9 protein-coding genes are annotated in these 13942 nt (G+C 56.8%); 6 read left to right on the top strand and 3 right to left on the bottom strand.

The window, feature by feature from the left end; genetic code table 11:
• Positions 1-3: 3 nt before the first annotated feature.
• The 4 genes from FBAL_RS20165 to FBAL_RS02405 all read left to right on the top strand — a co-directional run bounded on the left by FBAL_RS20165 (position 4) and on the right by FBAL_RS02405 (position 5669).
• On the top strand, positions 4-357 hold the full coding sequence (locus tag FBAL_RS20165) for a hypothetical protein (protein WP_041251147.1): 354 nt from the start codon (positions 4-6) through the stop codon (positions 355-357).
• Positions 330-1661 carry an AAA family ATPase gene (locus tag FBAL_RS02415; protein ID WP_083771144.1) on the top strand — a complete coding sequence of 444 codons (1332 nt, stop codon included), beginning with the start codon at positions 330-332 and terminating at the stop codon, positions 1659-1661. The genes FBAL_RS20165 and FBAL_RS02415 overlap by 28 nt, the downstream gene beginning before the upstream one ends.
• A 442-nt stretch (positions 1662-2103) precedes the next feature.
• The gene (locus tag FBAL_RS02410; protein ID WP_013343983.1) at positions 2104-3078 is read left to right on the top strand and encodes an AAA family ATPase; all 975 of its coding nucleotides are present in this window, start codon (positions 2104-2106) and stop codon (positions 3076-3078) included.
• Between the two features lie 14 nt (positions 3079-3092).
• Positions 3093-5669, top strand: coding sequence for a S8 family peptidase (locus FBAL_RS02405; protein ID WP_013343982.1), 2577 nt, complete (start codon positions 3093-3095; stop codon positions 5667-5669).
• Positions 5670-6018: 349 nt separating this feature from the next.
• Here FBAL_RS02405 and FBAL_RS20685 read toward each other — a convergent pair whose 3' ends face one another.
• Positions 6019-7605, bottom strand: a complete 1587-nt coding sequence (locus tag FBAL_RS20685; RefSeq protein ID WP_013343981.1) for a S8 family serine peptidase — start codon at positions 7603-7605, stop codon at positions 6019-6021.
• A 618-nt stretch (positions 7606-8223) separates the two neighbouring features.
• Between FBAL_RS20685 and FBAL_RS02395 the strand changes: the two genes are divergently transcribed.
• The gene (locus FBAL_RS02395; RefSeq protein WP_013343980.1) at positions 8224-9804 is read left to right on the top strand and encodes an AAA family ATPase; all 1581 of its coding nucleotides are present in this window, start codon (positions 8224-8226) and stop codon (positions 9802-9804) included.
• The gene (locus FBAL_RS02390) at positions 9792-11249 is read left to right on the top strand and encodes a VWA domain-containing protein (RefSeq protein WP_013343979.1); all 1458 of its coding nucleotides are present in this window, start codon (positions 9792-9794) and stop codon (positions 11247-11249) included. The genes FBAL_RS02395 and FBAL_RS02390 overlap by 13 nt, the downstream gene beginning before the upstream one ends.
• On the opposite strand, the gene FBAL_RS02385 is transcribed toward FBAL_RS02390, so the two are convergent.
• Positions 11246-11980, bottom strand: a complete 735-nt coding sequence (locus tag FBAL_RS02385) for a fumarate reductase iron-sulfur subunit (protein ID WP_013343978.1) — start codon at positions 11978-11980, stop codon at positions 11246-11248. The two genes, FBAL_RS02390 and FBAL_RS02385, sit on opposite strands and share 4 nt — an antisense overlap.
• The gene (locus FBAL_RS02380) at positions 11980-13941 is read right to left on the bottom strand and encodes a fumarate reductase flavoprotein subunit (protein ID WP_013343977.1); all 1962 of its coding nucleotides are present in this window, start codon (positions 13939-13941) and stop codon (positions 11980-11982) included. The genes FBAL_RS02385 and FBAL_RS02380 overlap by 1 nt, the downstream gene beginning before the upstream one ends.
• Position 13942 lies beyond the last annotated feature (1 nt).

Genomic DNA, 13942 nt, shown 5'->3' with positions numbered 1-13942 from the left:
TCAATGCCTAAAAATACTGAGCAGCACTACCAGGTAGCAGAGAAAAGCAACGTCCCGCGAAAATCTACAAAACTGGAAAACGTAACCCAAATCCTATTGGAAGCCGGGCCCAGAGGTATTTCCGCATGGACTTTGATGGGCAAAATTAAGTCTCGAAATGTCGCCCACTTCACCCACCTTCTTCGACGCAGAGGCATTCGGACTTCCATTGGGCGCTATGAGCCTTTGGCTTTAGTGGGCCAAGCTGATGCTATCGCAGCAAGCCACCTTATGAACCAATACCGGTTAGCTCGTGGCGACTGCCCACTGGCCAAACAGACCATTGATGAATGGTTGGCAGCATGGGGCGATCAATGATCGGTGGAATAGAGACACACAGCGAGTGCTACTACATCAAAGAGCACTTTAGAAACGCGGCCTTGGACTACACAACTGATGATCCTTTTCAGTTCACTGCTGGAGTGAAACTATACAAGGACGCGCAAGAAGCCGAGGGAGCTTCTGACAGTGAGATCACTGGGCATATCATCAACTTCGTTCACCGACACAACCCGGAAATGATGCATGTAATAACGCCCTTTCTCAAAACAACCAAAGCGGCGGTGGAAAAACAGCTACAAAAACTAAGGCAGGAGGCACAGGCTAAGGCATCGACTTTTGAGAACTTCGTATTAACGGATAGTCAGATTGAAGAGCGACTACAACAGATGAGTGACGATGTCATGCTCGCTGGCGGAATGGTAGTTAAGGGACAAATGACGGTGTTCTTTGCACCACCCAATACGGGTAAAACCCTTATCGTACTAACCATGCTTGCTCGTGATGCCGACTCAGGTCTGCTTGATGGTGGAGGTGTAATTTACATCAACTGCGATGATGGCGGTAAAGGGGCAATCACCAAAGCTAAAATCCTTCACGCTAGCGGAATCAACGCTATTGTCCTGGGTGAAAATGGGTTCAAGTCCCAGCATCTGGCAACGCTTATGGCAGCATCATGCGCTAGTGGTGCTGCCGCTAACCAGGTCATCGTTCTGGACACCCTCAAAAAGTTTGTCGACGTGATGAATAAAAAAGATGCTCCAGCTTTTTATGAGGAGTTAAGACGCTTCACCATGGCAGGTGGAACGGTTATCAGTTTGGCTCATTGCAACAAAAACCGTGACGAATCAGGAAAGCTGGTTTTCGGCGGTGTCGCAGATTCAGTCGATGATACCGACGCGGCCTACATCATCGACCCGGCCAATGAGAGCAACTCAGAGCTGAAGACAGTACTGGCTGAGAACATCAAGCGCCGAGGCGAAAACGTCAAAGAGGTGGCTTTTCAGTATGACGAGAGCGATGGACTCAGCTATCAAGAGCGGATGAACAGTGTCGATATGATTGAGGGTACAAAAGCCAAAGAGTTTAAAACCAAAGCTGACTGTGAACGCGCTATCCAGGCAAAGAGGGCGCGACTCCAAGACGATGCCAACAAGATCCTCGAAGTGCTCATGGATGAGGGAGGGGAGGTTATGGTGACTAGCCTCGTGAATGCTGTATACAAACAAGAGTTCGTGTCCCGCCGCACCGCCAGGAACGTCATTGATCTATTCAATAATGAGCTATGGCTGGTTCAGAAAGAGGGAAAAAGTAAGATAGTTAGACACCTTTACAGAAGCTAAGCGGCTATCGTGTAAATGGTAGAGAGCCCGAAAGCGGGCTCTTTTGGCGTTTACCACTATTACCAATTTTGTATGTTTTCCTTCCCCCAATGAGCACCCATTGCTCCAGAGCGCAGGGGAAGGCTACAAGATAGAAAAAGTGGTTAAGGTGTATACCAGCCTTGCGACTCTGATCACAAAGCCCTGATGCTAAGCTCCTTTCCACCTTGCACCAAGGATGCTGTGTCACTGTGCGGTCCTGATAAAGGTACATAAACCAAGCAAGAAGGCACTCTTGATGCACTTATCCGCATGGCCTTTCTATAAGTTGCTGTTAAACTGAGCGAACAAACACCTTTGACATCCTATGGGGCTCCAAATGATTCACTTGCAATACTAGCTTTGTCGTTCTCCTGTCCCTTTGAACGAGTTTTAGAACTGACTGGTACGAGAGTGAGTCCCAATGGCAAAGTCCGATAAAATCATAAGCTTGGTAAAAGCAGGCGCACTAGGCGATAAGCAGCAGTTCAAGCGCGTAACAGAATCCTTGATCGCAGATGAGCGGGCCAAGAAGCATCATGTGATAGCTGAGCGCTTGGAAGATGCACTCAGAACAATAAGTGTATCCAACGCAACTCTAAGACCCAGAGACTACGGCTTTTCTAAAATTGCCTCCTTGGTGGATGAGCGGCACCCTGCCATCAAGCTGTCCGAACTAGTCTTAAACCCTTCAATTACAGAGTCGATTAATGAGTTAATCGCAGAGCAGTCTCGGGCTGATTTGCTTCGCTCATACAGCTTGGAGCCGAGAAATCGACTCCTACTTATCGGCCCCCCAGGTAATGGCAAAACTTCCATTGCAGAAGCTTTGGCTGAAGCGTTAATGGTGCCGTTGATTGTAGTCAGATATGAAGGTGTAATCGGTTCTTATTTGGGAGAGACCGCCTCTAACCTAAAGAAGGTTATTGAATTTGCCTCATCTAGACGTTGCGTCTTGTTTTTTGACGAGTTTGATACATTAGGAAAAGAACGTGGTGACACTCACGATACAGGTGAAGTAAAGAGGGTTGTTAGCTCACTATTAATGCAGATTGACTCTTTACCATCTCATGTTGTTGTAGTTGGTGCGACAAACCATTCTGAGCTATTGGATCGTGCTGTATGGCGGCGCTTCCAAATTAGACTGGAAGTACCAATGCCAACTAGATCACAAATTTCAAAGTGGTTCTCCGACTTTGAACAGCATCATGGTATTTCACTAGGGTATGCACCTGAGACATTGGCAAAAAAACTATCAGGAGCTAATTTCTCAGAAGTAAAAGAGTTTGGGACTACTGTACTTAGAAAAATGGTCCTCAGCTTGCCTGATGCCAATATGAAAGACATTTGTGCAGAAACCGTTAAGAACTGGCATAAAGTGACCTACAAGAACAACTAACAAGGATTTGTTTAATGAGTCGTCTTCCTCTGATACTGCTTCCGCGCCCAGAATCTGCAGACCCAAGTGGTCGTCCCCGAGGCGGAGGAAGCATAAGAACTCCATCCGTTACCCAGCAATACCAGAGGCTAGGACCACAATTCACAAGATTAGAGCAGGCACTTTCAGCAAGAAGATTAGAAATTGCCAATACTGCTCCTGGAATTGAGCCAGAGTATACGGTTGTAATTGAGACATATGGCCATGTTAGTGAGTTTTTCAGAGCTATCCAAAGAATCCCTGGACTTGAATGGTTAGGTGAAAACGAGTTAGAGGGACTTGAACCAAACGACGACTTCCAAGATGAAAGAAACGCAGAAAAGCCTATGTCTGGAAGGACAATGCTGGTTCTTTCTGACAGACGAGCCATCGATGAGTTACTTAGCTTATGGAAGGGCTACGGCAATGATCCAACAATGCAATTTGCTCGAGGTTGGGCAAAGTTTAGAGATGTTTTCGATACACTAAAGGATATTAGATACTGGAGTGTCGAAGACCGATTGCACGATACTGGAGTAATAGAGTACTGGCAGGAAGAGCTAGAGTATGCGCCAGATCAGCCAGTAAGGTTCGAAGCTGAGCTTTGGTTCAGAGCGGACGTATATAAAAGGGCTGACAGCCAAGCAAGAATTGAGTCCCAAGTAAATCAATTGGGGGGACAAGTTGTTTCTAATTGCTGCATTGAAGGAATTGCTTATCACTCTCTGCTTGTTGAGTTGCCAGCTATCCACGTTGAAAGAATACTTGATGACGCAGATGTAACCTTAGTGAAGAGCGACGAGGTAATGCTTTTCCGTCCCATCGGGCAAATGTGTACGATTGGCGGAGATGAAGTTGAGCCCGAAGAACTGAACATTGAGGCACCGGCATCCGATGCAATGCGAGATACTCCTAGGGTTGCTTTGTTGGACGGGCTACCTTTGGCGAACCATGTTTACCTTGAAGGTAAGCTTCGCATTGATGACCCTGAGTCATTTGAAGACTCCTACCAAGCCAATCAGCGCCTACATGGGACCGCTATGGCTTCGCTAATCGTCAACGGAGACCTTCGTGAAGCTGGGGCCCCACTCTCTTCCCCCCTGTATGTGAGGCCAATACTAAAGCCAGACCAAAGGACTTTGGGGGGCGTAGAAACCCTCCCCGCAGATTACCTCCCCGTCGACTTGATACATCGTGCTGTGAAGCGAATGTTCGAGGGAGAAGGCGAGGAAGAACCTGTCGCCCCAACCGTCAAGGTAATAAATCTATCTATTGGTGATCCTAACCTTCACTTCAATGGAACGATGAGTCCTTTAGCTCGTTTAGTTGACTGGCTGAGTGAGGAGTACAATGTACTTTTCTGTGTCAGTGCCGGTAACCATTCACAAGCTCTTCGCCTAGACATGGAATCACGTGCGTTCCGAGATTTATCCGAAGAACAGCAGCATATTGAAGCATTTCGCGCGGCGCAGTTGGATACCAGGAACCGCAAATTACTCTCTCCAGCTGAATCTATTAATGCTCTGACGATTGGCGCCACGCATGCAGATGCCTCGGAAGTTAACTTACTTGCTGGGAAGCTCGAGCTTTACACAAATGAAATGCCAGCTTTGTACTCTGCTCACGGAAATGGCTACCGCAGATCAATAAAGCCAGACCTGATGTTACCAGGTGGTAGAGTTATCCATGACGAGCCAATTGGGTTGGGTGACGCTACTTTGCGTGGACTTTGGGGTAGCCGTTCAGCACCCGGATTGATGGTTCCTTTCCCGCACGATGGGGGGTCGCTCTGCAAGACTGTGTATAGCAGAGGCACTAGTAATGCGAATGCCATTGCGACCAGAAGTTGCGCTCAAGTCTGTGATGCGCTGGAGTTGCTCTTCGAAGAACATAATAGACAGGGAAGCTTCGAACAGTTTGCCCCAGTCCTGATTAAGGCTTTAGTCGCTCATGGCGCTGGGTGGGGTGATATTTATGGTCATATTTCTGAAGCGTTTCCTGAGGCCAATAGAACAAAGCTCAAATCTCTGGTATCTCAGCACATTGGGTATGGAAAACCAGATGTATCTAAATCGATCTATTGCCTCGACAATCGGGCGACAGTACTCGGGTTTGGCGGCTTGGTTGGTGGTGAAGCCCACGAGTACCAGCTCCCCATACCTATAGAGCTTGGTGGGGTTGAGCTGTGGCGAAAACTGACAGTGACACTTGCATGGTTTGCCAAACCTAGCCCGAGAAACATCAAGTACAGAGGTAGTGCTCTATGGGCAACCCTTGAAGGAGAGAACAGAGAGTTTGCTACAGAACGTACATATGATTGGCTACAAGTTCGCCGTGGCACGCTTCATCACGAAGTTTTCGAGGGCGAAGACATCAGCGTACTAGCAGGCCAAAGCGAGCTTACAGTAAAGGTAAACTGTAAAGATGACGCTACCTCTACTGCCGAACCCGTGAAGTATGGCTTGGCAATTACGCTCGAAGTGGCAGAAGGGGAAGATGTAGAAATCTACGAAGAGATCAAAGAGCGGATAAACGTGAAGATTAGAGAGCAAGCTCCCCTATTGGCGCGTTGAAAAAAAACTTTCTAATTTGCGGGTGAGAATATTGCGTTAGGGGGTGCGGTCAACTCGGAGTCACCCGAAGTTTTGACCCCCCTACCCCTTCTAGGGAATTGATAGCTTCTCACCAGCAGTCCCAGAAGTGCGTGTGACGACTTCAACGCAGTCAAAATTGGTTTTGAGTTACCTGGTATGTTACCCAGCCATCCAGAGCTAAAGGATAACAAGCCTACAAGTGCGGTATACCAAGGCTCACAGCCAAAACGACCAATTTTCTGGAGAAGAAGCTCGACGCTGAGGGTTAATCCCTGCGTTAACGCCATAAAAAAGCCCCGGCCTTAGCCGGGGCTTTTTCGTACTGGTATTAGCGCTTGGGGCCCTTATTCGGCTTGCCGCCGCCATTGCCGCCACCGCCACCACCGCCGCCGGTGTCGCCACCGCCGCAGCCATTGGTGGCCAGGTAATCGCTGGCCGCTTTGGCCTGAACCAGGCCGTGGCCATAAGCGTTATCACGCCCGGCAGCGCCAAGGTCTTCCGCGGTCGCATTCAGTGCTGCGCGCACTTCCGCGTTGCTGCAGGTCTCGTTGTTGCTCCACACCAGTGCGGCAACCCCAACCACGTGCGGCGTGGCCATGGAGGTGCCGTTGAAGTAGGCGTAGTGATCCGCCGTCACATCAATGGTGGCACTGGCGCCCTGTTGGCCCATCAGTGCAGCCCCATCGGTGTCGCTGATGCCCACGGAGGGGATGGTGGTTGCCACACCACCGAGCGTGCCATACAGCTGGCCCGGCTCGTTGTTGTAGATGATGGCACCCACACCGCCGCCCGCCTCACAGGCCAGTACCTTGTCGGAGAAAGAGATGTTACCGCGGGCGATCAGGCAGATATTGCCAGCCGCCGCGGTACAGGCCGCTTCACCGGTACCACAGTCCACCAGTTGACCGGTTGCGCTGCCCTGAGGGGAACCCTCCATGCCCGCCGCATCCACATCACCACCCGCCACGGTCAGAGCCGCAATGCTGGCGCTGCCCATGGGCACGGTGGAGAGTACGCCCACACCCGGGCCCGCCATCTCAACCTGATCGGTTTGCTGGGAGAAATCGGCCACCACTTTGGCGCTGTCGATCGCGGCCACAGAGACCACGGAGCTGTAAGACGCCGGATAGGAGTGACGGGTGTTGCCGTCATTGCCCGCGGCCGCGATGCTGAGGATCCCCTCACTGTCGGCCTGCGCAAAGGCGCGCTCTTCGGTGCGACTCTTACGATCGCCACCCAGGCTCATGTTGATCACCATGTTCTCCGAGCCTTTGGCCGCCTTACAGGCATCCAGAGCCGCCACCAGACCAGAGGAATAGGCCCAGCCATCCGCGCCAAACACCTTGATGATATGGAGGTTCAGGTTGCCGCTGGGCAGCACGCCAATCACGCCAGTACCGTTATTGCCGATGCCGGCAATGGTGCCTGCCACATGGGTACCATGGCCGTTTTCATCGGTGTTCCAGCTGCCGGTGCCCGGATCATTGGTGCCATTAACCACCGCCCCCTGGTAGAGGTCTTCATGGCCACCGTCATAGCCAGAATCGATAATGCACACTTTGGTGTTACCCGCCGCGGCATCGCTCAGCTGGTCTGCCTGCACCATCGGGATGCCATAGGGCACCTGTTCCGCCAGCAGGTAGCGCTTTACGTCCTCTTCGACGTATTCAACGTTGGGGTGATTCTGCATCGCCTTCAACGCGGCGGGGGACAGCATCACAGCCATTGCGCCGCGACCGGGCAGGTCCAGCTTCATTTTGCCTTTGCTGGCCTGCATCTGGGCCCGGACCGCCTGTCCCTTGCCCTGCTGATATTTCACGATGTAGCGGGCCTCTTCGGCTGCCACTGCGGTAGGACCGACACACATCGCGGCTGCGATGCCTGCCAGCACCAAACTCGGGTGTTTCATGCTCATTGTCACTCCTGATGACTTGTCATTGTTGTGCGATGAGCAGTCCAGCCTTATTGGCCGACAATCTGACCGCTGAGCCTCAAGCTAGCGGCACCGGCAGGCTTAAGCAAAAGCCAATCGGTTGTACCAATCAGGTCTAACCACCTAATCATATTGGTGTTTTTTGCTTTTGTAACAAGCCGTTAACGTTGCGATGTTTTGTGTCAGAGCCGAACGTCCTCTTGGCCTCAAGTTCACCACAACAGCCATTAACCACATGATTATTTTAGATAAATTTATGTAATGGAATTGCATGTATACCCTTTGGCTATATCGATATTCCCATATTCAACGCTGGGCCTAACATCCCACTTGGATCACGGCAGCACCGCTAGGCTTATCCGTATGCTAGTTGCTCAATATCGAGAGGAGCTGCAGCGTGCTCGAAACGGTGATGATGGTTGGATTGGTCGGGGGTCTGGCGTGGCTGTGGCACCGGCGCAAAACGCACACGGTGGCTTCCCCGCCCCCTCCTGAACAAGGGCCACGCCCCTGCCCACGCTGCAAGTTCACCCTCGGCTACGCCAAAGCGCCGTGCCGTCACTGCGTGGTGTATCCGCAACCTGATCCGGAGAAACAGCCATGACATCACGACGCCAGCGCCTGCAAACGCTGCTGAACGAGCTCAAACCGGGGTTGTATGAGCGGGACGATGCTCTGGCCCTGACCCTGCTGGCCACCCTGTCCGGCCATCACACCTTTCTGTTCGGCCCCCCGGGCACCGGCAAAAGTTTGCTGGCCCGACGGGTGGCAGCGGCCTTTGCCGACAGCGCCTACTTTGAATGCCTGATGAACCGCTTCAGCACCCCGGATGAGGTGTTTGGTCCGGTGGCCCTCAGCGCCCTCAAAGCGGACCGCTACGAGCGCCAGACTGAGGGTTACCTGCCCCGGGCCGATCTCGCCTTTCTCGACGAGATCTTCAAAGCCAGCCCCGCCATCCTCAACACCCTGCTGACCCTGATCAACGAGCGCCAGTTCCGCAATGGTGACCAGCTGCTGCCGGTGCCCCTCAAAGGGCTGATCACCGCTGCCAATGAGATCCCCGAGGTGGAAGCCGGCCTGGACGCACTGTATGACCGCCTGCTGGTGCGCCTTATCGCCGCGCCGACTCAGGACTGGGACAACTTCAGTGCCCTGCTGCAGGGAAGCGCCAATCCGCCGGTGCAGGTAAGCCAGCCCATCGATACCGCCACCTGGCAACAGTGGCACCGTGAGATGGCCGCCGTCAGGCTTGACCAGCAAACCCTGCTGGCCATCGCCCGCCTGCGCTCCGCTCTGGCCCGGCAACTGCCGGATCTCTACCTGTCGGATCGTCGCTGGCAGTGGGCCGCCGGGCTGCTCAAAGCCGCCGCCTACTTTGAACAGCGACACCACACCCAACCCAGCGACCTGTTGCTGCTGACCCATGTGCTCTGGCACCGGCCAGAGCAACAGGCCACCGTGGCCGCACTGGTGGCCGATGAACTGGCCCGGCTGCCGCTGAACAGCGAGCCGCTGCTGAACGAGCTGGAGTGGTGGGAATCGCGACTGCATGAGCAGCTGTTTTATCAGGAGGACGCGTACGACACGGTGGAGTTCTTCCCCCAACAGTTCTTCTTTGCCAACCAGGGTGAACAGCGCCAGGAGCGGGGAGGCTACTTCTATGTCAAACGTCAGGCGGTGCATATCCATCGCCGCGCCGAGCCGGTGCACTTTGATTTCTTTGTGCACCAGTCCCAAATGACCAGCCGCGCCCCGTTCCACCCCTTTGACCCCCTCGGCCACCAGCGTGAAAACGTGCAGTGCCAGTTCCGCGACAACGGCATCCTCACCATTCGCTATGACGAGCTGGGCCGCTTCGACCACAGCGCCTACGAAGTCGAACCGTTCTCTCCCCCACTCAAGCAGCGCAAAGGGGAACGCCGCGCCCACATCGACCCCGACAAACTGGCCGAAGCCCAAACGGCTCTGGCCCAGCTGCGACAGGGGCTGGACCAACTCAAAGCCGAAGCTGAGTCGCTGCTGGGCCAGCTGCAACAGCAACCGGAGCCGCTGTTCGTGCGGGCCGAGGCGCTGGCACAGATGGCCAACGGCTGGGCCAATGGCATTGAGGATCTGGCGCTGTCCCAGTTGCGCTGCGATGCGCTGATCAGCCTCGCGAATGACGTGCCATGCTCGACCTGACCCCACAACTGCAGGGGCTGGATTCCCTGCTGGCCCAGTCCCCCGCCCTGCAGGCCCGACTGACCGACACCCTGGCCCAGCTGGATCGTGAGGCCCGCGCCACTCTGGCCAATGAGTGCCCCTACCAGCCTGAGCTGTCTCAGTGCCTGAGCCGGGAACAGCAGCTGGCCGAGCAGGGCGTCACCCCGGCCCGGCTGGCGACCTGGCTGGAGGAACATGACGCGCTGATGGCCCGCTGCGGTGTGCCCGCCAACCGCCCCTTCTGGCAGCAGCAACGGAGCCAGCTGAAGCAACAACCGGAGCGCCTTCTCCCCCTCGCACGGCTGCTGCTGCAACAGCAACGCCGGGCGCTGGAGCAGGCCCAGGCCCAGTGGCAGCTCAATCGCCTCAGTGTGCTGCGCCGGGACTACCTGGCCCGACTTCAGGCCTGGCTCGATACCCTGCTGGCACTGCAACAGCGTTTCCGCGGGCTGGGGCTGGACCCCGGAGTGCTGGTTGACCTCGCCGACAGCGATGCCCTGCAGCAAACCGCGGCGGAGCTGAACCGTTGGGCCGACTATCTGCGCGGTAACCCCGGCATTCTGGACCTGTGTGAACGCATCGGTCGCCACCGCCAGCCACAAAGCCAGACCGAGTGGCACCCCATCACCCGGCGGGTCGCCCACTGGCCTTTGCAGGCCAACGCGCCCGCGCCGGAAAGCCTGTTTGGCCTGCTGCCGGGGCGCGACCTGCCCCAGCTGCTGCCCAGCGAATGGGCCCAGCTCGGTGACCCCGAACTGGCCAGCCTGTTTGAACTGAAATACCTCGAAGCGCGCCTGTTGGCCTATCAGCGCCGGGGCTGGCAACGCGAGCTGCAATGGCGCCAGGAGACCCGGCTGGAACCCAGCGAAACCGAACGGGCCCGGGGCCCACTGGTGATCGCGGTGGACACCAGCCTGTCGATGCAGGGCACCCCGGAAAGCGCCGCCAAGGCCATTGCCCTGTGCCTGAGCGCCACCGCCCGCAGCCACCACCGGCCGGTGCACCTGATCAACTTCGCCACCGAGTTGGCCGAGCGTGACCTCACTCAGCACAGCGAGGGACTGTTGGGCTTTTTGCAGCTCAGTTTTCATGGCGGCACCGATGTGGCGCTGGCGCTGGAGGCGGCCCTCAACACCCTGTCCCGCCCGGACTACGAGCTGGCCGACGTGGTGCTGCTGTCCGATATGGTGCTGCTGGACCTGCCGCAGCCGCTGCTGCAGCGGATTGATGAAGCACGGCGGCAGGGGCACCAGATCCATGCGGTGGCGATCGGCGAAATCGTCCGAACCACCAACCTGAATTCGCGACTGGATTGCCAATGGCAGTTCTGCCCCTTGCAGGGCGACATTGAGCAGAGCGAGGGAGAAGCCCCTGCCGCTGCCGTGCAACACGGACATTGGCAGGGGCTGGCCGGGTCGGCTTAGAGGATGCGGGAGCCGCGCAGCAACTGGCGGCGCAGGTAGGCGATCTGGGCCTGGTGGTTGAGGTCTTTCGGACAGTTGTCGTGACAACCCAGCAGGGTCATGCAACCGAACACGCCGTCTTCATCGCCGATGATGTGGTAGAAATCATCCGGTTTGCGCGCATCGCGACTGTCCAGTGCAAAACGCGCCACCTTGTTGAATCCCACCGCGGCGATAAAGGTTTCCCGCATCTGCGCAGTGGCACAACCGGCCACGCAACAGCCGCATTCCACGCAACGGTCCGCCTCGTAGATCGCTTCGGCTTCCGCCGGGTCCATCGGTGCTTCCAGCGCATTGATGCAGGGCTTGGCGTCGGTCGGGTGCAGCCAGGCACCCACCCGCTCAGACAGCGCACGCATAAACTTGCCGGTGTTCACCGACAGGTCGCCAATCAGCTCAAAGCCCGGCAGCGGCATCAGAGTAATGATGGGGCTGCTGAAGGTGCTGGTCAGGGTGCGGCAAGCCAGGGTCGGTTTGCCGTTGATCACCATGGCGCAACTGCCACAGATGCCGGCGCGGCAGACAAAGTCGAACTGCAGCGAGCGGTCCTGCTCTTCCCGCAGGCGGTTGAGGGCGATAAACACCGTCATGCCCGGGGTTTCCTCCAGCTCAAACCGCTCGGTGCGCGGCTTATCGCCCGGCAGCTGGGGATCAAATCGGAAGATCTCAAAGATCAGGGTACGGGCGCTCATCAATCTTCTCCTGTGCGGCGCTGGTTACGGGCCCGGTAGGGCTTCGGCAGGTCATAGGGCATCAGCGCCTGCTGACGTTGGAAACGGTCGGCGTCCGGGTTGGCCGCATCCCACTGGGCGATCTCCGCCTCGCGGCGTTCGGTATCCGGGTGGGCAATGGCATTGTCGACGCCGTAGCCGCGATACCCCGGTGGCAGCTCCATCGCCATCACATCCAGGGTTTCGTAGCTCAGTTGCGGCGCCGCCTGGCCTTCAGGCCAGCGCACCAGAGTCCGCTTCAGCCAGTCACGGTCATTACGCTGCGGGTAATCTTCCCGGGCGTGGGCGCCGCGGCTCTCGGTTCGGGCTGCCGCCGCAGTGGCGATGCACAGGGCCAGCTTGAGCATGCGCGGCACTTTCAGCGCTTCCACCAACTCCGGGTTGCTGTGACGGCGCTTGTTCAGCAGGGCGATATTGGCGCTGCGCTCCAGCAGGCTGGTCAGCTCGGAGACCGCCTTGTCCAGCTCGGCGCCGGTACGGAAGATGCCCACCTTGTCCATCATCAGCGCTTCCATATCGCGGCGCAGAACGTAGACGTCCTCCCCAATCTCCCGCGCCAGCAGGGCATCAATCTCGGCTTGTTCGGCTTCCACAAAGCGCTGCGCCAGGTCGCGATCGCCCATCGGCGTCTGCTTGCTGGCCACCGCCACCGATTCACCAATGATCATCCCCGCCACCACGGTTTCGGCCAGCGAGTTACCGCCAAGACGGTTAAAGCCGTGCATGTCCCAACAGGCGGCTTCGCCCACCGCGTACAGCCCCTTAAGGCCATCGCTCTCGCCCTGGGCATTGGTGCGCACACCGCCCATGGAGTAGTGCTGGGTCGGGCGGACCGGGATCCACTCCTTCACCGGGTCGATGCCGAGGAAGTACTGACAGATCTCCTGCACTTCACGCAGGTTCTTCTCAATGTGCTCCTTGCCCAGCAGGGTGATGTCGAGCCACAGGTGATCACCGTAGGGGCTGGGCACGCCCTTGCCCTTGCGCATGTGTTCGGTCATGCGGCGGGACACCACGTCGCGGGAGGCCAGCTCTTTCTTCTCCGGCTCATAGTCCGGCATAAAGCGGTGGCCATCCACGTCACGCAGCAGACCCCCGTCACCACGGCAGCCTTCGGTGGTGAGAATGCCCACCGGCACAATGGCAGTGGGGTGGAACTGCACCGCTTCCGGGTTGCCCAGCGCCACCTTGCCGGTTTCCAGCGCAATGGCGGCACCGGTGCCTTCACAGATGATGGCATTGGTGGAGACCGACCAGAGCCGGCCATAACCGCCGGTGGCGATGGTGGTGGTGCGGGCCAGGTAGGCGATCAACTCGCCGGTAACCAGGCAGCGCACCACGGCACCGTGACAGCGCTCGCCGTCATGGATAAGACGGACCGCTTCCATCCGCTCATGCACTTCGATGCCCATGCCGATGGCCTGATTATCCAGGGCGTACAGCAGAGAGTGGCCGGTGCCGTCAGAGGTGTAGCAGGTGCGCCACTTCTTGGTGCCACCGAAGTCGCGGGCATTGATCAGGCCGTGCGCCTCTTTGGGCTCATCCAGCGTGACCTTCTCCGCGTTCACCACCACCTGGCGGGGGCCGGCGGTAACACGAGTCCAGGGCACACCCCAGTTGGCGGCTTCGCGCACCGCTTTGGGGGCCACGTGGGTAAACATGCGGGCCACATCCTGGTCGCAGCCCCAGTCGGAGCCTTTGACGGTGTCGTGGAAGTGGACATCTTCGTTGTCGCCCTCGCCTTTGAGGCTATTGCCCAGGCTGGCTTGCATGCCGCCCTGGGCGGCCGCAGAGTGAGAGCGTTTGGCGGGGATCAGGGACAGCACAGTGGTGTCGAGGCCCTGCTCACGGCAGGCGATGGCCACACGCAGGCCGGCCAGGCCACCACCTATCACCAACGCGTCGGTATAACGGGTTTTCATG

It is taken from the genome of Ferrimonas balearica DSM 9799 (genome assembly GCF_000148645.1).
Classification (GTDB): domain Bacteria; phylum Pseudomonadota; class Gammaproteobacteria; order Enterobacterales; family Shewanellaceae; genus Ferrimonas; species Ferrimonas balearica.
The sequence above is the reverse complement of the archived record's forward strand: the minus strand, read 5'-3'. Positions and strand labels throughout refer to the sequence as shown.

What these genes read in the sequence shown, in the direction of transcription:
- FBAL_RS20165 (WP_041251147.1), top strand. Translation starts at nt 4, where the DNA reads ATGCCTAAAAATACTGAGCAGCACTACCAGGTAGCAGAGAAAAGCAAC.
- FBAL_RS02415 (WP_083771144.1), top strand. Translation starts at nt 330, where the DNA reads ATGGTTGGCAGCATGGGGCGATCAATGATCGGTGGAATAGAGACACAC.
- FBAL_RS02410 (WP_013343983.1), top strand. Translation starts at nt 2,104, where the DNA reads ATGGCAAAGTCCGATAAAATCATAAGCTTGGTAAAAGCAGGCGCACTA.
- FBAL_RS02405 (WP_013343982.1), top strand. Translation starts at nt 3,093, where the DNA reads ATGAGTCGTCTTCCTCTGATACTGCTTCCGCGCCCAGAATCTGCAGAC.
- FBAL_RS20685 (WP_013343981.1), bottom strand. Translation starts at nt 7,605, where the DNA reads ATGAGCATGAAACACCCGAGTTTGGTGCTGGCAGGCATCGCAGCCGCG.
- FBAL_RS02395 (WP_013343980.1), top strand. Translation starts at nt 8,224, where the DNA reads ATGACATCACGACGCCAGCGCCTGCAAACGCTGCTGAACGAGCTCAAA.
- FBAL_RS02390 (WP_013343979.1), top strand. Translation starts at nt 9,792, where the DNA reads ATGCTCGACCTGACCCCACAACTGCAGGGGCTGGATTCCCTGCTGGCC.
- FBAL_RS02385 (WP_013343978.1), bottom strand. Translation starts at nt 11,980, where the DNA reads ATGAGCGCCCGTACCCTGATCTTTGAGATCTTCCGATTTGATCCCCAG.
- FBAL_RS02380 (WP_013343977.1), bottom strand. Translation starts at nt 13,941, where the DNA reads ATGAAAACCCGTTATACCGACGCGTTGGTGATAGGTGGTGGCCTGGCC.